This is a genomic window from Xanthomonas sp. NCPPB 1062 (assembly GCF_041481705.2).
GTDB classification, from domain to species: domain Bacteria; phylum Pseudomonadota; class Gammaproteobacteria; order Xanthomonadales; family Xanthomonadaceae; genus Xanthomonas; species Xanthomonas euvesicatoria.
Genome location: NZ_CM192987.1, coordinates 2,614,605 through 2,637,108, shown reverse-complemented (window position 1 = coordinate 2,637,108; position 22,504 = coordinate 2,614,605). Strand labels below are relative to the sequence as shown.

The following is a 22,504-nucleotide window of genomic DNA, read 5'->3' as shown; positions in this document are numbered from 1 at the left end:
GTGATCTTCCAGTCTTGGGCGAGGTGGCGTGTGTGGTACGTAATCGAGGGATATGACCGGGCCGACGCAGTGGCGGCACGGCAGCAGGCGCGGCCGGCGCATCTGGCGCGTCTGCAGGCGCTTGCGGCTGCTGGGCGGTTGCTGGTGGCGGGCCCGTGTCCGGCCATCGACGCCGAAGATCCAGGTCCGGCCGGTTTCAGCGGCAGCGTCGTGATTGCCGAGTTCGACGCCCTGGAGGATGCGCGCGCCTGGGCCGATGCCGACCCCTATGTGGAAGCGGGCGTGTATACGCGCACCGAGGTCCGCCCATTCCGCCGGGTATTGCCATGAGCCGGGTCGAGCAGATCCGCGCAGCGTTGCAGGCGGCACTGGCGCCCACCGAACTGGACGTCGTCGACGACAGCGCGCGGCATGCCGGCCATGCCGGTGCGCGCGACGGGCGCGGGCACTTCAATGTGCGCGTGGTCAGCGCCGCATTTGTCGGCAAGCCGCCACTGGCACGGCATCGCGCGGTGTACGCCGCGGTGGGCGAGATGATGCAGACCGATATTCATGCCTTGTCGATCGAGGCCTTCGCGCCGGGCGAGGTTGGCTGAACGTCGCGGGGAACGCCGGCGGTCATACCGGGCCGTCTGCTGTGATCAGAACTGCCGGGCTCAGCGGTGATTGCCTTCTCGGCAGCGAGCGTCAGGGTGCAGCCGGCAAGGCCGCGGGAGTGCCGGTGCAGGCGCCGGTCCGTGCGGTCCTGGCAAGACTGGATTGACCAGCAAATCGTGACCTGCATCCTGCTTCGCATGTGGACGCATGGGTGCATATTTGTTGCGACGCAGCACGTTGCTTCACGTGCTCCTCACCCGCAGCTGATTGATCTGTAAGCGTTTTCACGCATGTGAAGATGGGGGTTTACGCCTCTGTATGAAAACGCTTACAGTCCGCGCCAGTTTTGGGAAGTCGGTCGCGGAGGGCGACACGAATGGCCAAGGGTGCGGTCACCATCAAAGATGTCGCTCGGGAAGCGCAGGTCTCCGTCGCAACGGTGTCGCGTGCGCTCAACGGGCACGACAACGTTGCCGGACCGGTGCGCCAGCAGGTGCTGGAGGTGGCCGAGCGGCTGCGCTACAGCCCGCATGCGGCCGCGCGCAGCCTGAGCAGCCGGCGCTCGCAGACCCTGGGCGTGGTGCTGCCGGACTTGTATGGCGAGTTCTTTTCCGAATTGATCCGTGGCATCGACGGCGCGGCGCGTGCGGCCGGCCAGCACCTGCTGGTGTCCAGCTATCACGGCGACCCGGAAGCCCAGGGCAGAGCGCTGCGCTCGATGCGCGGGCGCGTCGATGGCCTGCTGGTGCTCTCGCCCTACGCCGAGCAGCCGGGGTTCCTCACCGACAACCTGCCGCAGTCGTTGCCGACGGTGTTGATCAATGCGCACCTGCCCGGTGCCGACTATCCGGTGCTGAGCATCGACGACCACGCCGGTGCCATGGCCATGACCGAGCACCTGTTGCGGGCCGGGCACCGCCGCATCGCCTTCATCGGTGGCCCGGCGCTGAATTTCGATGCGCGCGAACGCCTGCGCGGCTTCCGCGATGCGCTTGCTGCGTTCGGTGCGCAGGCGCAGGGCGTGGAATACCCGGGCGACTTCGACGAAGCCTCCGGCCACCGCGCCGGGCTGGCGATGCTGGCGGCCGGCGCGCTGCCGGATGCGGTGTTCGCCGCCAACGACATGACCGCGCTGGGCTGCCTGTACGCGTTTGCCCAGGCCGATGTGTCGGTGCCTGGCGACGTGGCGCTGGCGGGTTTTGACGACATTCCGCTGGCCCGCTTTGTCCATCCCGCGCTGACCACCATGCGGGTGAGCATCGCCCGGCTGGGCGAGCAGGCGATGACCCGGCTGATGTGCCTGGTCGAAACGCCTGACCGCGACGACGGCATCCGCCAGTTGCTGACGCCCGAGCTGGTGATCCGTGCCTCCTGCGGTGCCGGCCAATCGGCTCACTGACCTTTCCGGCCACGCGTTTCCGGGCCGACCTTTTCGCGGACGTCCTGTCCGCTCCCGCTGTCCCCGCAGCGGCTGTTCCTGCACCACTGCACTGCCACAACAACAATCTGTACCGATCCCTGGAGGGACGACCATGCGCCACCACCACCCCCATTCCGCCCGTCCGGCGCGCAAGCTGCTCAGCTGCGCGCTTGCCAGCTGCCTGCTGCTCGGCGCCGCTCCGGCCTTCGCACAGAGCACCGCTGCGACCATCCGCGGGCAGGTCACCGTCGATGCCGCACCTGCCGCCCAGGCGCAGGTCACCGCCACCAATCTGGCCACCGGCCTGACCCGCACCGTGCAGGTCAGCAATGGCGGCTATTCGGTGGGCGGCCTGCCGCCGGGTTCGTACCGCATCGATGTCACCGCCAATGGCCAGACCAGTTCGCAGAACGTCACCGTGCAGGTCGGCCAGACCGCGACCTTGAACCTGGGCGTCGGCGGCGAGCCGGCCACCGCCGCGGGTGGTAACGCCACCACGCTGGACGCGGTGCAGGTGAAGGCGCCGCCGGTGCTGGTGGAGACGCGCACCTCCGAGAACGCCACCTACATTTCCAACGTGCAGATCCAGAACCTGCCGCGTGCCACGCGCAACTTCCTGGAACTGGCCGACACCGTGCCGAACGTGCAGTTCACCCGCGAGGCCAACGGCACCACCAAGGTACGCACCGGCGCCACCTCGGCCGAAGGCACCAACGTCTACATCGACGGCGTGAGCCAGAAGAACTACGTGCTCACCGGCGGCGTGAGCGGCCAGGATTCCAGCCGCGGCAACCCGTTCCCGCAGTCGGCGATCGGCGAATACAAGGTCATCACCTCCAATTACAAGGCCGAGTTCGACCAGGTCAGCGGCGCGGCCATCGTGGCCTCGTCCAAGTCCGGCACCAACGATTTCCACGGCAGCTTCTTCTGGGACACCAGCAACGACAGCTGGCGCGAGGAAAGCCCGCTGGAGAAGAAGGCCGGCGTGCGCGACGACTTCGAAGAAACCCAGTACGGCGCCACCTTCAGCGGCCCGATCCTCAAGGACAGGGCGCACTTCTTCATCGCCTATGAAGCCAAGGAATACACCACCCCGAACGTGGTGATCCCCGGCTCGATCTATTCGGACCGCGTCGACCAGTTGCCGGCCCAGCTGCAGCCGCTGGTGGTGACCTCCAGCACGCCGTTCAAGGAAGACCTGTACTTCGGCAAGATCGACTGGACCATCGGCGAAAACAACCTGTTCGAGCTGACCGGCAAGTACCGCAAGGAAGACGAGCTCAACGACGTCGGCCGCACCTCGACCTACGAGCACGGCAGCATCAACGGCCAGGAAGAAAAGCGCGCCAACCTGCGCTGGCAGTACAGCGGGGCCAACTTCCTCAACGAAGCCAACCTGAGCTACGAAAGCGCGTTCTGGAACCAGGCGCCGATCAACAACGGCAATGGCTACATCCTCAGCTACGCGCCGGTGCGCGGCAACGAGACCGACATCCTGGCGGCGGGCGCCGGCAGCAGCTTCCAGCGCAAGGGGCAGAAGGGCTGGACCTTCCAGGACGACCTGACCTTGAACAGCCTGGAATGGCACGGCGCGCACACCGTCAAGATGGGCGTGAAGTTCAAGAGCATCGACCTGGATTCGACCCAGTTCAATCCGGCCAACCCGCAGTACTACTACAACATCCTCACCGACGTGCAAACGCCGTACCGCGTGCGCTTCGGTGCGCCGCTGGTGGAAGGTGGCGGTTCGGTGGTGTCCAAGAACAAGCAGTACGGCATCTACCTGCAGGACGACTGGGAGGTCAACGAGCACTGGACCTTGAACCTGGGCGTGCGCTACGACTACGAGCAAACCCCGGCATTCCTGGATTTCGTGACCCCCTCGGATGTCGCCAGCGCGCTGCAGAACTGGCCGAACCTGCGCAACGCCAACTACAACATCAACGACTTCATCAGCACCGGCAACAACCGCAAGGCATTCAAGAATGCCTGGCAGCCGCGCCTGGGTGCGTCCTACGACCTGTTCGGCGATCAGGCCCACGTGATCTATGGTGGCGCCGGTCGTGCCTACGACCGCAACATCTTCGATTACCTGGCACTGGAGCAGCTCAACAACTCCTTCAAGTCGTATAGCTACTACTTCACCAGCGCCAACAACCCCGCTTGCCTGGGCGACCCGTGCACGGCCTGGAATCCGGCATACAACAGTCAGGATGGCTTGAACACACTTACGGCCAACAGCACCGGCGGTGGCGGACGTGAGGTCTACCTGATCGACAACAACCTCAAGACCCCGTACTCCGATCAATTCAGCATCGGCATGCGCAACATGGTGCCGTTGTGGGGCCAGGACTGGTTCACCGATGTCACCCTGAGCCGCATCGAAAGCCATGACGGTTTCGCCTTCGTGCGCGGCAACCGCCTGCCGGACGGTTCGTTCTTCCAGCCGGGCACCACCTCCGGCGTGCCGACCGACGGCCCGAATGGCTATAGCGCCATCGTGCTGGGCACCAATGGCGTGGAAACTCGCAACAACCAGCTGGCCTTGCAGGTGGAAAAGCCCTTCGACGAAGAATCCGGCTGGGGCCTGACCGTGGCCTACACCTATTCCGATGCGAAGGAGAACCGGCAGTTCGGCGAGCACTATGCGTTGGACCGCGAACGCATCCAGGACTATGGCTGGCGCGAGGCCGGCGGCATCCCCAAGAACCGCCTGGTGGTCACCGGCATCTACGAGCTGCCGTATGAGATCAAGCTGTCCGGCAAGCTGTCGCTGGCCAGCCAGACCGCGCGCTATGGCCAGAATTGCCTGGCCGGCAACGATCAGTGCGAGATCATCCAGTTCAAGCCGGATGGCACGCTGGGCTACAAGGAATTCAGCATTGCCGCCAATAAAGAGTGGGACACCGGCGGTGGTGTCAAATTCAATGTGCGTGCGGATATCCTCAACGTGTTCAACTGGGTTAATTACGCCACCTTCAACGGCGATACCGGAACATTGCAGGACTTGAACACGGCTTACGGCACACCGACCGGTGTGCTGGCGTCGCCGATGCGTACCTTCCGTCTGGCCTTCGGCCTGAACTGGTGAGGTGCTCGACCGCCCTGGCCGCAACGCCAGGGCGGTCGAACTCGGCGCCTGGATAGGGTAGGTTGGCGTGTCAGATGTAATCGATTACACAAGTGGGGGGCGGATGGACAGGGGCAACACGTCGCGATGGTTGACGATTCCACTCTTGCTGGGCGCGCTGGTCTTGGCGTCGTGCAAGCAAGCCGAGGAACCCAAGGTGGCCGAAAAGAAGGCACCGGTCAAAGTCATCCTGGTTGAGGCGCAACTGCCGCCCAAGCCGGTCAAGCCGCCGCTGCCGCCGCTGTTTTCGGACATCGAACGCCGCACATTCCAGTTCTTCTGGGACACCACCAACGAGGTCAACGGCCTGTCGCCGGATCGGTTTCCGTCGCGCCCGTTTGCCAGCATTGCGTCGGTCGGATTCGCGTTGACCGCCTATCCGATCGGCATCGAGAACGGGTGGGTCAGTCGCAATCAGGCGATCGACCGCACCCTGACCACGCTGAAATTCTTCCGCGACGCACCGATGGGTCCGCAGAAGACCGGCCGGGCCGGCTACAAGGGCTTCTACTACCATTTTCTGGACATGCAGCAGGGCAACCGCTACGACAGCTGGGTTGAACTGTCGAGCGTGGACACCGCACTGCTGATGATGGGCGTGTTGTTCACCCAGTCGTACTACGACGGCGACGACCCGCGCGAAAAGGAGATCCGCCAGATCGCCGACACGCTGTACAAGCGCGTGGACTGGCGCTGGTTGCAACAGCGCGCCCCGCTGATCTCGATGGGCTGGTTCCCCGAGAGCGGCTTCATCAACCACGACTGGATGGGCTACAACGAGGCGATGATGCTGTACATCCTCGCGCTGGGCTCGCCGACGCATGGCGTCGACCCGGACGCCTGGACCAGCTGGACCCGCACCTACAACAACGACTGGGGCGTGTATCAGGGCCAGGAATACCTGTCGTTCGGCCCGCTGTTCGGCCACCAATACAGCCATGTCTGGATCGACTTCCGCGATATCCAGGACCAGTACATGCGCGAACGCGGCATCGACTACTTCCTCAACAGCCGCCGCGCCACGTTGGCGCAGCGCGACTACGCCATCGACAACCCGATGAAGTGGAAGGACTACGGCGAAAACGTCTGGGGCCTGACCGCCAGCGACGGTCCGCAGAACACCAGCCAGGAATACCGCGGCGAGCAGCGCCAGTTCCGCCATTACTCTTCGCGCGGCGCCGGTCTGCGCGAGAATTTCGACGACGGCACCATCGCCCCGACTGCGGCGATCTCCTCGATCGTGTTCGCCCCGGAAGTGGTGATTCCTGCCACCCAAGAGATGCACAAGCGCTATGGCGACTTCCTGTATTCGAGCTACGGGTTCCTGGATTCGTTCAACCCCAGTTTCAACTACGACATCCCGATCAAGACCGGGCGCATGGTGCCGGACCGTGGCTGGGTGGCCAGCGACTACATCGCCATCGACCAGGGCCCGATCCTGACGATGATCGCCAACTACCAGAACGAATTCGTCTGGAACGTGATGAAGAAGAACCCCTACATCCGCTCCGGTCTGGAACGCGCCGGCTTCACCGGCGGCTGGCTCACTCCGGAGGGCGAGCCGCAGCCGGCGCCGCAGAAGGACGAGCAGAAGGCCGCCGCGCGCGCGCTGGGCATGGCCGAATCGCGTGCCGCCGCCGCCCAGGCCCAGCAAGACCCCTCGCAACGCCAGAAACCCGAGTAATCCGTGCGCCTTTTGAAACTGTTGATGTTGGCCGTCGCCCTGTGTGCAGGTGCGACGGGATGCGAACGCTCCGATCCGGGCAAGACCACGGTGCGCTTCTGGGCGATGGGCAAGGAGGCCGAAGTGGTCGCCGAGCTGGTGGCCGATTTCGAAAAGCAGAACCCCACCATCCACGTGGATGTGCAGAACATCCCGATGACGGCGGCACACGAAAAACTGTTGACCGCCTTTGCCGCCGATGGCCTGCCGGATGTGTGCCAGCTCGGCAACACCTGGCTGCCGGAGTTCGCGCTGCTGGACACGTTGGAGCCGATGCAGCCGTACGTGGCGCGCTCCAGCGTTGTCGACCCGGCCGACTATTTCCCTGGCGTGTGGGACACCAATCTGGTCGATGGCACGCTGTACGGCGTGCCGTGGTATGTGGACACGCGGCTGCTGTTCTACCGCAAGGACCTGCTGCGCGAGGCCGGCTATAGCGAAATGCCCAAGACCTGGGCCGAGATGGAACAGGTGATGGCCGCGATCAAGCGCAAGGTTGGCCCCGACCGCTACGCCATCCTGATGCCGCTCAACGAATTCGAGCAGCAATTGTCGTTCGCGCTGCAGCAGGACGACCGCCTGCTGCGCGACCACGACAATTACGGCAACTTCCGTGGCGCCGGTTTCCGCAAGGCACTGGGCTTCTACGACAACATGTATCAGCAGGGCTGGGCGCCCAAGGTCTCAGAGACCCAGGTCTCCAATGTCTGGTACGAATTCTTCAACGGCTATTACGCCTTCTATCTGTCCGGCCCGTGGAACGTGCGCGAGTTCAAGCTGCGCCAGCCGCCGGGCATGGAAGGCAAGTGGGGCACCGCGCCGTTGCCGGGGCCCACTGGCTTGGGTGCCGGCATCGCCGGCGGTTCCAGCCTGGTGATCTTCAAGTCCTCGCAACACAAGGACGCCAGCTGGAAGCTGATCGAATACCTGTCCCAGCCGCAGGTGCAGGCGCGTTTCCACGCCATCATCGGCGACCTGCCGCCGCGTCGCAGTACCTGGAAGCTGCCTTCGCTGGCCAACGACGAACTGGCGCATGCCTTCGGCGACCAGCTGGAGCGGGTCAAGGCCACGCCGAAGGTGCTGGAGTGGGAGCGCATCGTGCAGGAAATGCGTCTGGTCACCGAGCGCGTGGTACGCGGCGGGCAATCGCACGAAGCCGCCGTGCAGGAACTGGATCAACGCGTGGACGAAATCTTGGCCAAGCGCCGCTGGATCTTCGAGCAGGAGGGCGGGCATGTCGGCCCGGCCGGTGACACCGCTCCGCCGGCAGTGAAGCCAGCGGCTGCAGGCACCACCGCGCCAGCCGCCGCAGCGGATCAGGGAGCCGCACGATGATGAAGCGTAATTCCGTCGCCGGCTGGGTCTTTGCCGCGCCGTCGATCATGGTGCTGGGCATGTTCTTCGGCGTGCCGGTGTTCGCCGCGCTGGTGCTCAGCGTGACCGACTTCGACCTGTACGCACTGGCCGACAGCAGCCATCTGCGCTTCGTCGGCCTGGGCAACTACATCGACCTGCTGCAGACGCCGCTGTTCTGGAAGTCGCTGTGGAACACCACCTACTTCGTGCTGCTGGGCGTGCCGATGTCGATCGGTGTGTCGCTGGGCGCGGCCCTGCTGCTCAACGCCAAGGCCTCGCGCTTCAAGGCGCTGTTCCGCACCGCCTTGTTCGCGCCAGTGGTGACCACGCTGGTAGCGGTGGCGGTAATCTGGCGCTACCTGTTCCATATCAAGTACGGCCTGGTGAACTTCGGCCTGAGCCATCTGGGCATCGCCCCGATCGACTGGCTGGGCGACCCGCGCTGGGCGATGCCCACCATCATGCTGTTCGCGGTGTGGAAGAACTTCGGCTACAACATGGTGATCTTCCTGGCCGGGCTGCAGGCGATCCCGCAGGACTTGTACGAGGCCGCGCGCATCGATGGCGCTTCGCGCTGGAAGCAGTTCCTGCACATCACCTTGCCGATGCTCGGCCCGGTGCTGATGGTCGTGGGCGTGATCACTATTTCCGGCTACTTCCAGCTGTTCGCCGAACCCTACGTGATGACCCGCGGCGACCCGCTGCAAAGCACCGTCAGTGTGCTGTATTTCATGTTCGAAGAAGGCTTCAAGTGGTGGAACCTCGGCCGCGCGTCGGCGGTGGCGTTCCTGTTGTTCCTCATCATTCTGGCGGTGACCACCGTGATGCTGCGCTTTGGCCGCAAGAAGGACCTGATATGAGTCGTGATGTCGGCGAGTCGCGCTGGAATGCCGTGCTGATCAACGGCGGCCTGCTGGCGCTGGCGGTGATCAGCCTGGCACCGCTGCTATGGATGCTGTCGGTGTCGTTCATGCCCACCGGTGAGGCCAGCCGGTTTCCGCCACCGATGCTGCCGTCGGCGTTCACCACCGCCAACTACCACGAGCTGTTCGCGCGCACCGGCATGGCGCGCAACTTCGCCAACAGCTTGCTGGTGTCCGGGCTGATCACGCTCGGCTCGCTACTGGTCAACACCATGGCCGGTTATGCGTTCGCCAAGCTGCAGTTCGTCGGCCGCGAGCGCATCTTCAAGATCCTGATGGCCGCGCTGGTGATCCCGGCGCAGGTGGCGATGCTGCCGCTGTTCCTGCTGATGAAGCAGTTGCACCTGGTCAACAACATCGGCGGGGTGGTGGTGCCGGCGCTGGCCACGGTGTTCGGCATCTTCCTGGTGCGTCAGTACGCGCGCAGCATTCCGGATGAATTGATCGAGGCCGCGCGCATCGACGGTGCCAGCGAGATGCGCATCTTCTTCCAGATCGTGTTGCCGATGCTCAAGCCGGTGCTGGTCACCTTGACCATCTTCACCTTCATGGGTTCGTGGAACGACTTCATGTGGCCGTTGATCGTGCTGACCGACCAGGAGCAGTACACCTTGCCGGTGGCGCTGGCGGCGCTGTCGCGCGAGCACATCATGGATGTGGAATTGATGATGGCTGGCGCAGTGGTGACGGTGATTCCGGTGCTGCTATTGTTCCTGGCGCTGCAGCGTTACTACATCCAAGGTCTTCTGCTGGGGAGTGTGAAGGGGTGAAACCAGTGTTCCTGCGACTGTGTGCCATGGCCGCTTTCGTCACGTCTGCGGGCGCGGCGCAGGCGCAGGAGCGCGTGCTCGACGGCTTCAACGACATCGGTGCCTGGCGCCTGGTGGTGTCCAACCAGGTTAGCGGTTCGCTGCGCCCGGTGGCCACGCCCTCGGGCGGGCATGCGCTGTGCCTGGACTACAACTTCAACGGCGTGTCCGGCTATGTCGGCATCCGTCGCAATTTGCCGATCACCTATCCGGACAATTACCGGATGTCGTTCGCGGTGCGCGGCGAGTCGCCGTCCAACGACCTGCAGCTCAAGCTGATCGACGCAAGCGGCGACAATGTGTGGTGGGTCAACCGGCCGGGCTTCAACTTCCCGAAGAACTGGACAACGTTCAACTACCGCAAGCGCAACATCGAGAAGGCCTGGGGCCCAGGTCAGGACAAGCAACTGCGCAGCAGCGCCGATGTGGAGTTCACCATCTACAACAAGGTCGGCGGCAAGGGCACGGTGTGCTTCGACCGGCTCACGCTCACGCCGCTGCCGCCCGAAGACACCTCGCCGTTGCAGGCCAAGGCCATCACCGACACCGCGCCTGCGTTGGAACAGCGCCTGGCCGATGGCAAGCCGGACACGTTCTGGCTCAGCGGCGCGGTCAAGCAACAGACGGTCACGCTGGATCTGGGCAAGGTGCGCGAATTCGGCGGCGCCGTGGTGCAGTGGGTGCCGGGTCTGCAGGCCTCGCAATACGTGGTGCGCTCCTCCAGCGACGGACGGAGCTGGCGCGACCTGCGCACGGTCACTGCCGGCGCGGGCGGCACCGATTGGTTGGCGCTTCCCGATACCGAAGCGCGCTACCTGCGTTTCGATCTCAAGGACGGCCCCAACTGGCGCTATGGCATCAAGGAAGTGCAGCTGCAGCCGCTGGCATTCGCCGCAACGCCCAATGACTTCATCAAGTCGCTGGCCGCGCAACTGCCGCGCGGCAGCTATCCGCGCGGCTTCTCCGGCGAGCAGCCGTACTGGACCATCCTGGGCCTGGATGGCGGCACCGAACAGGGTCTGATCGGCGAGGACGGTGCGGTGGAAGTGGGCAAGGGCGGTTTCAGCATCGAGCCGTTCGTGGTTACCGGCGGCAAGGTGCTGCACTGGTCCGATGTCAGCAGCGAGCAAAGCCTGCAGGACGATTACCTGCCGATTCCCAGCGTGGATTGGCACCACGACCTGATGAATCTGCGCGTCACCGCCTTCGTGCAGGGCACCCCCGATCAGGCGCAACTGGTCGCGCGTTACCAACTGCACAACACCGGCAAGGATGCGCGCGAGTTCACCCTGGCGCTGGCAGTCCGGCCATTCCAGGTCAACCCGCCGGCGCAGTTTCTCAACACCTTGGGTGGCGTCAGCCGCATCGACCAACTCGCAGTGGATGGTGGCCAGGTCAGCGTCAACGGCAAGCCGCGGGTGTTCGCTGCACAGCGGCCGGATGCCGGCTTTGCAAGCGCCTTCGACAGCGGCATGGACGTCAGCCATCTCACCGCGGCCACGCCGCCGACGGTGACCCAGGTCAAGGACGAAACTGGCCTGGCATCGGGTGTACTGCTGTATCGCTGGAAGCTGGAGCCCGGCCAACGCCGCGAAGTGGCCCTGGTCATTCCGCAAACCGGCGCCGCGCAGCTGCCGGCTGGCTTCGATGCCGACAAGGCGCAGCAGCAGGTGGCGCAGCAATGGCGCAGCAAGCTCGATCGGGTGCGCATCAGCGTGCCGGCCGAAGGCAAGCCGGTGGTCGATACCTTGCGCACCGCGCTGGCGCATATGCTGATCTCACGCATCGGTCCACGCCTGCAGCCGGGCACACGCTCGTATTCGCGCAGCTGGATCCGCGACGGCGCAATGATTTCCGAAGGACTGTTGCGGCTGGGTCGCGAAGACGTGGTGCGCGACTACGTGGATTGGTTCGCGCCATACCAGTTTGCCGATGGCATGGTGCCGTGCTGCGTGGACGACCGCGGCAGCGACCCGGTGCCGGAGAACGACAGCCACGGCGAGCTGATCTACAACATCGCCGAGTACTACCGCTATACCGGCGACAAGGCCTTCCTGGAAAAGATGTGGCCGCATGTCACCGGCGCCTACGACTACATGGAAACGCTGCGCGCCAGCGAGCGTACCGAAGAAAACTTCATGCGCAACCCGGCTTTCTACGGAATGATGCCGGTGTCGATCAGCCACGAAGGCTATTCGGCCAAGCCGGTGCATTCGTACTGGGATAATTTCTGGGCACTGCGCGGTTACAAGGACGCGGCGATGCTGGCCGGGGCGCTGGACAAGCCAGAGGAAGCGGCACGCTTCAGCGCCGCACGCGATCAATTCAGTGGCGATCTGGTGGCATCGCTGGGCGCGGCCGTGCGTCAGCACAACCTGGATTTCCTGCCGGGCTCGGCGGAACTGGGCGACTTCGATGCGACCTCGACCACCATCGCGTTGACGCCAGGCGGCGAGCAGCAACGCCTGCCGCAGGATCTGCTGACCAAGACCTTCGAGCGTTACTGGAAGGAATTCTCCGACCGCCGCGACGGCAAGCGCGAATGGAAGGACTACACGCCCTACGAGTGGCGCAACGTGGCCGCATTCGTGCGCCTGGGCTGGCGCGACCGCGCCTGGGACGCGACCGCGTTCTTCTTCAAGGACCGCGCGCCACAGCCCTGGAACCAGTGGGCCGAAGTGGTCTCGCGCACGCCACGCACGCCGTTCTTCGTCGGCGACCTGCCGCATGCCTGGGTCGCCTCGGACTTCGTACGCTCGGTGCTGGACATGTTCGCCTACGGCCGCGAATCCGATGCCAGCCTGGTCATCGCGGCCGGCACGCCGACGCGCTGGTTCGAAGGCAAGGGAATCGGTATCGCCGAACTGCGTACACCGTACGGGCGCCTCAACTACACTTTGCAACGCACCGACAAGCAATTGGTGCTGCAGCTGCAGCCCGGGCTGATCCTGCCGCCGGGCGGTGTGGTGCTGCCGTGGCCGTATCAGGGCACCCCGGGCAAGGCCACGATCAACGGCGAATCGGCTGAATGGCAAAACGGCGAGCTGCGCATCCAGCAACTGCCGGCCAACGTGCAAATCGATGTGCCCAGCGCGGTGCGGCGGGCCGAGCGCGCCACGCAATGAGGCAGGCGTGGCGGCCGTCCCGGGCAGCGCCAGCACGGCGAGGTTCCGAAGGGCTGCTCATGTGGGTTGCACTGCTGCTGTTCTCCACTGGCGTGCAGGCCGGGCAGGGCGTTCCCTCCGTGCAGCGCGGCAATCGTGAGCAAGTAGCGAACACCGTGCAGTCATCCGCCACAGCGTCGCGTGAAATGACCCTGGTCACGCTCAACCTGCACCACGATCGCGAAGACTGGCCGGCACGACGCGCTTATATCGCCAGGGAACTCAAGCGACTGGCGCCGGACGTGATTGCGTTGCAGGAAGTGATCGAGCGCCGCGGCAGCGTGGAAAACCAGGCCGCCTGGCTCGCGCGCAAGCTCGGTTACGACTACACCTTCGCCTCGGTCGATCCGGTCGGCGCACCCAAACGCTACGGCAATGCGTTGCTGAGTCGCCGCAAAGTGCTGGCCACCCACCAGCGCCTGCTGCAGCCGCTGGACGATTACCGTGTCGCCGCGCATCTGCAGGTGGATGTCGATGGCCAGCCGGTCAACATCTACGTCACCCATCTCAACGAACGCGCCGACGCACGCGGTGCCGGCATACGCACGCGCCAGGTGGCCGATCTGCTGGACTTCATCGCCTCCAACAGCGCGCAGGCGCCGGTGGTGATCGCCGGCGATTTCAATACCGCCGCCGATACGCTCGATCTGCAAGCGCTACGAAAGGGCTACGGCGACAGCTACGGCAGCGTGCATCGCAATAGCGACGCCACGGTCAGCACCTTGAACATGCACATCTTCGACAGGCCTGCACGCATCGACCATGTGTTTTTCCAGCAGAACCGCCTGCTGGCCCGCGAAGCCCGCATCCTGTTCGAGGCGCCTTATGCCGAAGGCCGCTGGGCATCGGATCACTATGGTGTGTGGGTACGCCTGCAGCTTGCGCCGGAGCATCCGGCAAGCAACCGGATGCCGTAGGAGCGCACCCGCGCGCGACAGTAATTTACCGGGAAGGCCTCATCGCGCCCAGGGCGTTTCTACATGGCTCCGGGTACGCCTGCAGCCAGCGCCGGAGCATCCACCACCCCCCCCGTATGCCGTAGGAGCGCACCCGGGCGCGACGGGGATTTACCGTAAGGCCTATTGGCCCGGGTGCGCTCCGACGAACGGTCTGGAGCTGGCGGCTTCAGTGCCGCTGTACTCACCCGTGCAGACGGTTGAAGATTTGCACCCCGGCCAGCCACACACCGGCCATGCTGCCGAAATTGGTCAGCAGAAATGTCAGCACCACCCGCGAGACGCGGTTGCAGTACCAGCCGCGCAGCGTCTGCGCGTCGTCGCGCAATGACAGAAAGTCGCCGTAGGCCGGCTTTCGCATATGCACTTCGACCAACGCGGCGAATGCACCGGTCGGCACGCTCAGGCGAAATGGCTTGAACGGCGCGACGACCGCGGCGGTGAGAATGCTCAACGGGTGGCTACCGGCCAGCAAGCAGCCGAGCGCGGCCATGCCGCCGGTATACATGGCCCACTGCATCAACAGGTCCGCGCCCATGCTCAGGCCGCCACGCCAGAACCCGATGCCGATGCCGGTGATGATGACCGCCAGGATGCCCAGCGTGATCCACGGAATACGCTTGCGCTGCTGCACGTATTCCAGCGATTCGCGCAGCGGGCCGGGCGCGGCGGTGTCCTGTTCCAGATGGCGCGCAAGTCCGGCCAGATGTCCAGCGCCAACCACCGCCAAGATCTCGCGCTGCTCTGCGCCGATTTCTTCGCGCAGACGCGTGGCCATGTATTGGTCGCGCTCGGCAATCACCGTCTCGTACAGCTCCGGACTTTCGCTGGCGAAGTCGCCGAAGCTTGCCTCGAGCATGTCGCCTTGCTTGAGCTTTTCGATTTCTTCTTCGCCCACCTCATCGGCAGCGAACAGGCCGCCGAGCAATCCCCCGGCCAGTTTTATCTTGCCGAAAAACCCCAGCCGCCCGGACGCACGTTTGAAGGTCAGGCCAACCTCGCGATCGATCAGATGCACCGGCAAGCCCTGCGCGCGTGCCAGGTTCACCGCCTCCTTCAATTCCGCGCCCGGTTCGATGCCCAGTTGTTTGGCCAGGCGGCGTTGGTACGCGGCAAGCGCCAGATTCGCGGCGAACAAGGCCACACGGCCCTTGCGGATCACCTGCACTAGATCCAGGCGGGCGAGGGCGTCGGGATCGCTGAGCGCCTGCAGGCGCTGCGCGTCCAGTTCCACCGCTACCGCGTCGTAACGCCCGCTGCCGATCGCCCGTTGCACGGCGGCAACGCTCGCCAGCGACACGTGCGCGGTGCCGAGCAAGGTATAGCGCACGCCGTCGCGTTCGACGATGCGATGCGGCTGGCCGGACAGCGCATCGTCCAGAACGTGGGGGGGCTGCTCAGTCATGGGGCTTTTCATCAGAAGGAGGGGCGGTGTCGCCGGAGCCGAGCGCGCGTTGCATCTGCACGCCGTCCAGCCAGCGACCGTGTTTGCGGCCAATTCCGTTGAAGACTCCGACCGTGCGAAATCCAAAACGTTCATGCAAGTGTCGCGATGCCAGATTGCCGGCATCGCCAATCACCGCGATCATCTGGCGGAAGCCGCGCTGCTCGCACACCGCGATCAGCTCGCCCAGCAGGGCTTTGCCGATGCCGCGGCCCTGCATCGCGCTGGCCAGGTAGATCGAGTTCTCCACCGTCCAGCGATATCCGGCGCGCGCGCGAAATGCGCTGGCATAGGCATAGCCCGCGACCACGCCATCGAGCTCTGCCACCAGATAGGGGTAGCCTGCATCCACGATCGCGCTTACCCGCGCGCGCATTTCATCGAGCGATGGCGCGTTGTATTCGTAGGTGTTGACCCCGGCGATCTGCTCGGCATAAATCGCAGTGATCGCCGGGATGTCCGCATCGCGGACTGCACGCAGCTCCAATGGCATGCGTCAGTCGATGTAGCGCTTGAGCAGATCGCCGTACGCATCGATGCGACGGTCGCGCAGGAACGGCCAGATGCGGCGCACATGTTCGCTGCGTTGCAGGTCGACATCGCAGATCAGCACGGTCGGATCCTGGCCGGCTTCGGCAATGAACTCGCCCTGCGGCCCCAGCACATGGCTGTTGCCCCAGAACTGGATGCCCGAGGCGCCCAGCGGCGAGGGCTCATGGCCGACCCGGTTGCACGACAGCACCGGCACGCCGTTGGCGACCGCATGGCCGCGATGGCTGAGGATCCAGGCATCGCGCTGGCGCTCCTGCTCGGCCTGCTGGTCGTCCGGATCCCAGCCAATCGCCGTGGGGTAGAGCAGCAGTTCCGCACCGGCCAGCGCCATCAGGCGCGCCGCTTCCGGATACCACTGGTCCCAGCACACCAGCACGCCCAGGCGGCCCACCGAGGTATCGATCGGCGTGAAGCCCAGATCGCCCGGAGTGAAATAGAACTTCTCGTAGAAGCCCGGATCGTCGGGGATGTGCATCTTGCGGTACTTGCCGAGCAGCCGGCCGTCCTTTTCGAACACCACCGCGGTGTTGTGATACAGGCCGGCCGCGCGACGCTCGAACAGCGAGGCGACCAGCACCACGCCGTGCTGCTTGGCCAGCGCGCTCAAGCGCTCGGTGCTGGGGCCGGGAATCGGCTCGGCCAGGTTGAACTCGTCCACCGACTCGTGCTGGCAAAAATACGCACCGTTGTGCAGTTCCTGCAACAGCACCAGCTTGGCGCCCTGCGCGGCGGCTTCGGCCACGCGCGATGCGATGACGGCCAGGTTGGCCTCGGCGTCGCCGTGGTTGCGCTCCTGGATCAGCGCGACGGGAAGGAGATGACGGGTCATGGCAGCATCCAACGTAAGTGGCGCACTAAGGTAGCGCGCCATGGCGTAACACCGGCCTGCCGGCCGGAACAGGAAGCCGCGCGCGGTCTGTGCGGCCGCGACGCAGGCGAGGTTCGCAACTGCGCTTAGGCCGCGAGCAGGCCGGCCGGCAATTGCATGGTCAGGCAATGCAGGCTGCCGTTCTGCCAGATCAGCGCACGGCACGGCACCGGCACGATCTCGTGCTGCGGGAATGCCTGCGCCAGCACCGCCTGCGCGGTTGCATCGGCCGCATCGCCATAGGCCGGCATCAGCACTGCGCCGTTGACGATCAGGAAATTGGCATACGACGCAGCCAACCGGCGGCCTTCGTCGAGGATGGGCTGTGCCCACGGCAGCACAAACAGCCGATACGGCTGCCCGTCGGCCCTGCGCAGCGCGGCCAGTTCGGCCCCCATCGCCTGCAGTTCGACGTAATGCGAATCGCCGGGCACGTCGCAGCCCTGATAAACGATCGCATCCGGGCCGGCAAAGCGCGCCAGCGTGTCGATATGCGCGTCGGTATCGTCGCCTTCCAGGTAGCCGTGATCCAGCCACAGCACGCGCTCTTGCGCCAGCCACGTGGCCAGATCGCTGCTGAGCGATTCGCGCGTGCGCTGCGGATGCCGCTCATGCAGGCACTTCCAGGTGGTCAGCAGGGTGCCGGCACCATCGGTCTCGATGGCGCCACCTTCCAGCGCGAAGTCGATGGTCTCCACCTGCGCCGGCACGAACACTTGCGCGGCATCCAGCGAACTCACCAACTGATCGTCCAGGCTGGCTTCGAACTTGCCGCCCCAGCCGGTGAATCGGAAATCCATCAACCGGAAGCCGGCTTCCTGGCGCAGCGTGATCGGGCCCGAATCGCGCAGCCAGGTGTCGTTGTACGCGGCGATCACGAAGCGCACGCGCGTCATGTCCACCCGCGCCGAACGCAGCCGCGCCTCGGCATAGATCTGCAGGTCGTCGTCGGCCACGCAGATGACCACCGGCTCGAAGCGGGAGATCGCCGTGACCAGCGCAATATAGGTCTCTTCCACGTCGGCCAGGCGCTCGGCCCAATCGGTGCCGGCATGCGGCCACGCGAGCAACACGGCGGATTGGGGTTCCCATTCGGCGGGAAAGCGAAGACGGTCGGTCATGCCAGGCAAATACTCATCTTGGTGTGCAGGCCATCGCCCGCTCGTTCATCGATATCCCGCACGTGGATGCGGGCTCTTGCGATCCGGGCGCTGATCGCCGCGCCGGCCTTGTAACAGCATTGCAGCAACGCATGTCCGGCTGCTGACGGACCCGGTGCACCTTGCGATGCGAATCGTGACGGCCGGCGTGCGAAGACCGGATGCCGAAACCTCCGGTCGAGCCGTCACCGACGCCTCAGCGGATCGGCGGCTTGGGCCCGATCTCGTTGGCATCGGCCTTGTTGGCCACCACGTCGATCACCTTGCTCTTTTCGAAGTACACGGTGAAGGCCGGATACACCCAGCGATGGATGGTCGGCCACTGGCGCTTCTGGCCGCCACGTGGGTCGAGCTTTTCCTGTGGCGCGCCGTAGCGGCCTTCGACCTGGCTCATGCTCTCGCCGCGCAAGGGCAGGGCAGCGGCAGGCTTCTGCTGTGCGCGGTCGACCAGCAACGTATCGGCCGAAGCGACGGCACTGATCCCCATCAGCGCGATTGTCAGCACGACCGGCGGCATCACAAACAAACGGTTACGCATGTCATCTACTCCCCAGTGGACAAGATTTCAGATGGTGATTACAGCAAAAAACGACGACAGGCGCTGTTGCGACACGGCTGACCTGGCCTGACCGCGATTGCCCGGGCGCCTCGGCCCAGGGACGGCGATGTCCTGCGTGGGCAGGCCAAAGTAGATCCGTATGGCAATCACGATGAAGCAGCGGCCAAGAAAAAACCGCCCGAAGGCGGCTTTCTCGGGTCTTGCACGCGCCGCGAAGGCTTAGCGCTGACGCGCCTTGAAACGCGGGTTCGACTTGCAGATCACGAAGACCTTACCGCGGCGGCGGACCACCTTGCAGTCGCGGTGACGGGTCTTCGCAGACTTCAGGGAGGACAGGACTTTCATGGCACACCTCGGCGTAAACGGTTGGATTCGATGGAAGAGTGCCCACGGTCGAGGGTGCACCCGGAATTAAGCCGGCGATTCTAACCGGCTTTTCGTCGTGCTTTCAAGTGGTTGCAGCGCGATCGCTGCGAGCGGCGCTACACTACGCGCTGATGACCTTCCGGAAACCTGAATGACCGACCTGTCGCCCGTTCTCACCATCGATGGCCCTTCCGGTGCCGGCAAGGGCACCGTGAGCCGGATCGTGGCCGCCCGGCTGGGCTGGCATTACCTCGATTCGGGTGCACTGTATCGCGCGGTGGGTGTGGCGGCGAGCTGGGCCGACCTGGATGTCTCCGACCCGGCAGCGCTGGTGCGTTGCACCTTCGACACCAGGGTGGAGTTCGACGATGCGGGCGAGGCAGGGCTGCGCGTGCTGGTCAATGGCGCAGATGCGACCAGTGAGCTGCGCCTGGAAACTACGGGCGCGCTGGCCTCGGCCATTGCCGCCATTCCCGAGGTGCGCGGCGCCCTGAAAGAGCGCCAGCGCGCATTCAGGCGCGCCCCCGGACTGGTTGCCGATGGGCGCGACATGGGCACGGTGATCTTCCCCGATGCGGCCTACAAAGTGTTTCTGACCGCCAGTGCCGAAGAACGTGCGGGCCGTCGCCATAAACAGTTGATGGAAAAGGGTGTTTCGGTTATCTTTGACGACCTGCTGCGCGAGATCATGGCCCGTGATGCCCGTGATGCGCAGCGGGTGGTGGCGCCATTGCGGCCGGCCGAAGACGCCGTGCTGATCGATACCAGCGGAATGGGAATCGAAGATGTCGTCCAGCGTGTGGTCGGGTTGCTCGCAGACCGTGCGCCGTCGTAAGCGTTTCGCAAGCGGGTTTGTCCCGCCGACCGTAAGGCGTTCCAAAGCTCCGTCGCGCATCCTGCGTGGCGGTTCTATGACTTCCAACCGACTCGCTGTCCGGAGTCGACCAACAGGCTGGGCGGTTCGCATCTGTCGCACCCCGACGATCGGCGCCCGTGTGTTCAACTGAGTAAATTCAAATGACAGAATCTTTTGCAGAACTGTTCGAAGCCAGCCAAGCCAATCTGGCGAAGCTGAAGCCGGGCTCCATCGTCACCGGTACCGTCGTGGAAGTCCGCGGCGACGTGGTGGTGATCAACGCTGGCCTAAAGTCCGAAGGCATCGTGCCGATCGAGCAGTTCCGTAACGACGCTGGCGAGATCGATGTCGGCGTAGGCGACCAGGTCAAGGTCGCCCTCGATTCCATCGAGAACGGCTTCGGCGAAACCGTGTTGTCGCGCGAGAAGGCCAAGCGCGCGATGGTGTGGGACGAGCTGGAAGAAGCGTTGGAAAAGAACGAAACCATCACCGGCCGCATCAGCGGCAAGGTCAAGGGTGGTTTCACCGTGGACATCAAGGATGTCCGCGCCTTCCTGCCCGGTTCGCTGGTGGATGTGCGCCCGGTGCGCGACCCGGCCTACCTGGAAGGCAAGGAACTCGAGTTCAAGCTGATCAAGCTGGACCGCAAGCGCAACAACGTCGTTGTCTCGCGTCGTGCAGTGGTCGAAAGCGAGCACTCGGAAGAGCGCGAGCAGCTGATGGACAAGCTGCAGGAAGGCGCGATCCTGAAGGGTGTCGTCAAGAACCTGACCGACTACGGCGCGTTCGTGGACCTGGGCGGTATCGACGGCCTGCTGCACATCACCGACATGGCCTGGAAGCGCGTGCGCCATCCGTCCGAAGTGGTCAACGTCGGCGACGAGCTGGACGTGCGCGTGCTGAAGTTCGATCGCGAGCGTAACCGCGTCAGCCTCGGCCTGAAGCAGCTGGGCGAAGATCCGTGGGACAACATCGCGCGTCGTTACCCGGCCAACAGCCGCGTGTTCGGCAAGGTCTCCAACGTCACCGATTACGGCGCGTTCGTCGAGATCGAGCCGGGCGTCGAAGGCCTGGTGCACGTTTCCGAGATGGATTGGACCAACAAGAACGTCAACCCGTCCAAGGTCGTGCAGGTCGGTGACGAAGTCGAAGTCATGGTCCTGGACGTGGACGAGGAGCGTCGCCGCATCTCGCTGGGCATGAAGCAGGTTGCCGCCAATCCGTGGGAAACCTTCGCTGCCACCCACAAGAAGAACGACAAGGTGTCCGGTCAGATCAAGTCGATCACCGACTTCGGCATCTTCATCGGTCTGGACGGCGGCATCGACGGTCTGGTCCACCTGTCCGACATCAGCTGGAACACCACCGGCGAAGATGTCGTGCGCAATTACAAGAAGGGCGACACGCTGGAAGCCGTGGTGCTGGCAGTGGACCCGGAGCGCGAGCGCATCAGCCTGGGCGTCAAGCAGCTGGAGCAGGACCCGTTCGGTCAGTACATGGCGTCCAACCCGAAGGGCTCGAAGGTCGAAGGCGTGGTGCGTGAAGTGGATGCCAAGGGCGCCACGATCGACCTGGCCGATGGCATCGAAGGCTACGTCGCTGCACGCGACATCGCCAACGAGCGCGTCGACGACGCCACTCAGCACCTGAAGGTTGGCGACAAGATCGAAGCCAAGTTCGTGGGCATGGACCGTAAGGGCCGCACCCTGCAGCTGTCGATCAAGGCCAAGGACGATGCCGAAATGCGCGAAACGTTGGAGGACTACCAGTCCGCCTCCGCGTCGGGCGGCATGACTCAGCTGGGCGCGCTGCTGCGTGCACAGTTGAACAACAACAAGTCCGAGTAAGCGCGTAGCGCTCGCAAGAGCGTAATGGATCGGCCCGGGCTTGCCCGGGCCGATTCCGATGTGTCAGTCGAAAAAAGCAAGTCTTCCCATGACCAAGTCCGAATTGATTGAAATCCTGGCGCGACGCCAAGCGCATCTGAAGTCGGACGACGTGGATCTGGCAGTGAAGTCGCTGCTGGAAATGATGGGGCAGGCGCTCTCCGATGGCGATCGGATCGAAATTCGCGGGTTCGGCAGTTTTTCGCTGCATTACCGTCCGCCACGTCTGGGACGTAATCCCAAGACCGGCGAGTCGGTCGCGCTGCCGGGCAAGCATGTTCCCCACTTCAAGCCGGGCAAGGAATTGCGTGAGCGGGTCAGCTCCGTGGTGCCCGTGGATGTGGTCGATACGGCAGACTGAAGCCCGTCTGGCGCTGCGTTTATGTCGTCTCGGTTAAGCTAGCATGCTTCCCGACGGAGTCTCGCCATGAAGGTGCTTCGCTTGCTGGTGATGTTGGCCTTCCTGTTGGTCGGTCTGATCATCGGTGCGGTCAATTCCCAGGACGTCACGCTCGACTTCCTGTTCTCCAGCGTGCATACCAGTTCAGGCGTCGCGATCATCGTCGCGCTGCTGGTCGGTGTGTTGATCGGTGCCGGCATGGTGCTGGTCAGTGTGGTCATTCCCCTCTATTCCAAACTGCGCCAGGCCAACAAGGCTGTTGCGGTCAGTCGCGCCGACGCCAGGCCTGTCACGCCTGCGACCGTCGAGCCGCGCCCCATCGATGGACTGTAACG

General features: G+C 64.4%; 20 protein-coding genes. 14 read left to right on the top strand and 6 right to left on the bottom strand.

Annotated features, from left to right (window positions below; translation table 11 throughout):
- Positions 1-30 precede the first annotated feature (30 nt).
- The 10 genes from ACCQ16_RS11610 to ACCQ16_RS11565 all read left to right on the top strand — a co-directional run bounded on the left by ACCQ16_RS11610 (position 31) and on the right by ACCQ16_RS11565 (position 14,039).
- Positions 31-330: a YciI family protein gene (locus ACCQ16_RS11610; RefSeq protein WP_029819551.1), complete on the top strand. Its 300-nt coding sequence runs from the start codon at positions 31-33 to the stop codon at positions 328-330.
- Positions 327-596 carry a BolA family protein gene (locus ACCQ16_RS11605; RefSeq protein ID WP_008571805.1) on the top strand — a complete coding sequence of 90 codons (270 nt, stop codon included), beginning with the start codon at positions 327-329 and terminating at the stop codon, positions 594-596. The genes ACCQ16_RS11610 and ACCQ16_RS11605 overlap by 4 nt, the downstream gene beginning before the upstream one ends.
- A gap of 377 nt (positions 597-973) precedes the next feature.
- Positions 974-1,996, top strand: a complete 1,023-nt coding sequence (locus ACCQ16_RS11600; RefSeq protein ID WP_014090320.1) for a LacI family DNA-binding transcriptional regulator — start codon at positions 974-976, stop codon at positions 1,994-1,996.
- 133 nt (positions 1,997-2,129) lie between these two features.
- A complete protein-coding gene (locus ACCQ16_RS11595) occupies positions 2,130-5,108 on the top strand; it encodes a TonB-dependent receptor (RefSeq protein ID WP_372379964.1) in 2,979 nt (992 codons plus the stop codon).
- A gap of 103 nt (positions 5,109-5,211) precedes the next feature.
- Positions 5,212-6,831: a glucoamylase family protein gene (locus tag ACCQ16_RS11590; protein ID WP_041469659.1), complete on the top strand. Its 1,620-nt coding sequence runs from the start codon at positions 5,212-5,214 to the stop codon at positions 6,829-6,831.
- A gap of 3 nt (positions 6,832-6,834) precedes the next feature.
- Positions 6,835-8,205 carry a sugar ABC transporter substrate-binding protein gene (locus ACCQ16_RS11585; RefSeq protein WP_031422949.1) on the top strand — a complete coding sequence of 457 codons (1,371 nt, stop codon included), beginning with the start codon at positions 6,835-6,837 and terminating at the stop codon, positions 8,203-8,205.
- Positions 8,202-9,086, top strand: coding sequence for a carbohydrate ABC transporter permease (locus ACCQ16_RS11580; protein ID WP_011347672.1), 885 nt, complete (start codon positions 8,202-8,204; stop codon positions 9,084-9,086). Before ACCQ16_RS11585 ends, ACCQ16_RS11580 begins: the two co-directional genes overlap by 4 nt.
- The gene (locus tag ACCQ16_RS11575; protein ID WP_011347671.1) at positions 9,083-9,919 is read left to right on the top strand and encodes a carbohydrate ABC transporter permease; all 837 of its coding nucleotides are present in this window, start codon (positions 9,083-9,085) and stop codon (positions 9,917-9,919) included. Before ACCQ16_RS11580 ends, ACCQ16_RS11575 begins: the two co-directional genes overlap by 4 nt.
- A 26-nt stretch (positions 9,920-9,945) precedes the next feature.
- The gene (locus ACCQ16_RS11570) at positions 9,946-13,083 is read left to right on the top strand and encodes a discoidin domain-containing protein (protein WP_277572726.1); all 3,138 of its coding nucleotides are present in this window, start codon (positions 9,946-9,948) and stop codon (positions 13,081-13,083) included.
- 59 nt (positions 13,084-13,142) lie between these two features.
- Positions 13,143-14,039, top strand: coding sequence for an endonuclease/exonuclease/phosphatase family protein (locus ACCQ16_RS11565; protein ID WP_031422945.1), 897 nt, complete (start codon positions 13,143-13,145; stop codon positions 14,037-14,039).
- A gap of 223 nt (positions 14,040-14,262) precedes the next feature.
- On the opposite strand, the gene ACCQ16_RS11560 is transcribed toward ACCQ16_RS11565, so the two are convergent.
- From ACCQ16_RS11560 to ykgO, 6 genes are all read right to left on the bottom strand, one after another.
- Positions 14,263-15,495, bottom strand: coding sequence for a TraB/GumN family protein (locus ACCQ16_RS11560; RefSeq protein ID WP_372379962.1), 1,233 nt, complete (start codon positions 15,493-15,495; stop codon positions 14,263-14,265).
- Positions 15,476-16,015 carry a GNAT family N-acetyltransferase gene (locus tag ACCQ16_RS11555; RefSeq protein ID WP_071117386.1) on the bottom strand — a complete coding sequence of 180 codons (540 nt, stop codon included), beginning with the start codon at positions 16,013-16,015 and terminating at the stop codon, positions 15,476-15,478. The genes ACCQ16_RS11560 and ACCQ16_RS11555 overlap by 20 nt, the downstream gene beginning before the upstream one ends.
- Before the next feature lie 3 nt (positions 16,016-16,018).
- Complete coding sequence (locus tag ACCQ16_RS11550; RefSeq protein WP_011347668.1) at positions 16,019-16,903, bottom strand: carbon-nitrogen hydrolase; 885 nt, start codon at positions 16,901-16,903, stop codon at positions 16,019-16,021.
- Between the two features lie 125 nt (positions 16,904-17,028).
- Positions 17,029-18,063: an agmatine deiminase family protein gene (locus ACCQ16_RS11545; RefSeq protein WP_011347667.1), complete on the bottom strand. Its 1,035-nt coding sequence runs from the start codon at positions 18,061-18,063 to the stop codon at positions 17,029-17,031.
- Between the two features lie 235 nt (positions 18,064-18,298).
- On the bottom strand, positions 18,299-18,640 hold the full coding sequence (locus tag ACCQ16_RS11540) for a hypothetical protein (protein ID WP_007970129.1): 342 nt from the start codon (positions 18,638-18,640) through the stop codon (positions 18,299-18,301).
- 240 nt (positions 18,641-18,880) lie between these two features.
- Positions 18,881-19,006 (bottom strand): type B 50S ribosomal protein L36, encoded by a 126-nt coding sequence (ykgO, locus tag ACCQ16_RS11535; protein WP_005913193.1) that lies wholly within the window; start codon positions 19,004-19,006, stop codon positions 18,881-18,883.
- 172 nt (positions 19,007-19,178) lie between these two features.
- On the opposite strand from ykgO, the gene cmk reads away from it, so the two are divergent.
- The 4 genes from cmk to ACCQ16_RS11515 all read left to right on the top strand — a co-directional run bounded on the left by cmk (position 19,179) and on the right by ACCQ16_RS11515 (position 22,502).
- Positions 19,179-19,862: a (d)CMP kinase gene (gene cmk, locus ACCQ16_RS11530; RefSeq protein ID WP_277572728.1), complete on the top strand. Its 684-nt coding sequence runs from the start codon at positions 19,179-19,181 to the stop codon at positions 19,860-19,862.
- Positions 19,863-20,044: 182 nt separating this feature from the next.
- A complete protein-coding gene (rpsA, locus tag ACCQ16_RS11525) occupies positions 20,045-21,730 on the top strand; it encodes a 30S ribosomal protein S1 (protein ID WP_003489652.1) in 1,686 nt (561 codons plus the stop codon).
- Between the two features lie 88 nt (positions 21,731-21,818).
- Positions 21,819-22,130, top strand: a complete 312-nt coding sequence (locus ACCQ16_RS11520; RefSeq protein ID WP_008572387.1) for an integration host factor subunit beta — start codon at positions 21,819-21,821, stop codon at positions 22,128-22,130.
- Positions 22,131-22,196: 66 nt separating this feature from the next.
- On the top strand, positions 22,197-22,502 hold the full coding sequence (locus ACCQ16_RS11515) for a lipopolysaccharide assembly protein LapA domain-containing protein (protein WP_003489650.1): 306 nt from the start codon (positions 22,197-22,199) through the stop codon (positions 22,500-22,502).
- Positions 22,503-22,504 lie beyond the last annotated feature (2 nt).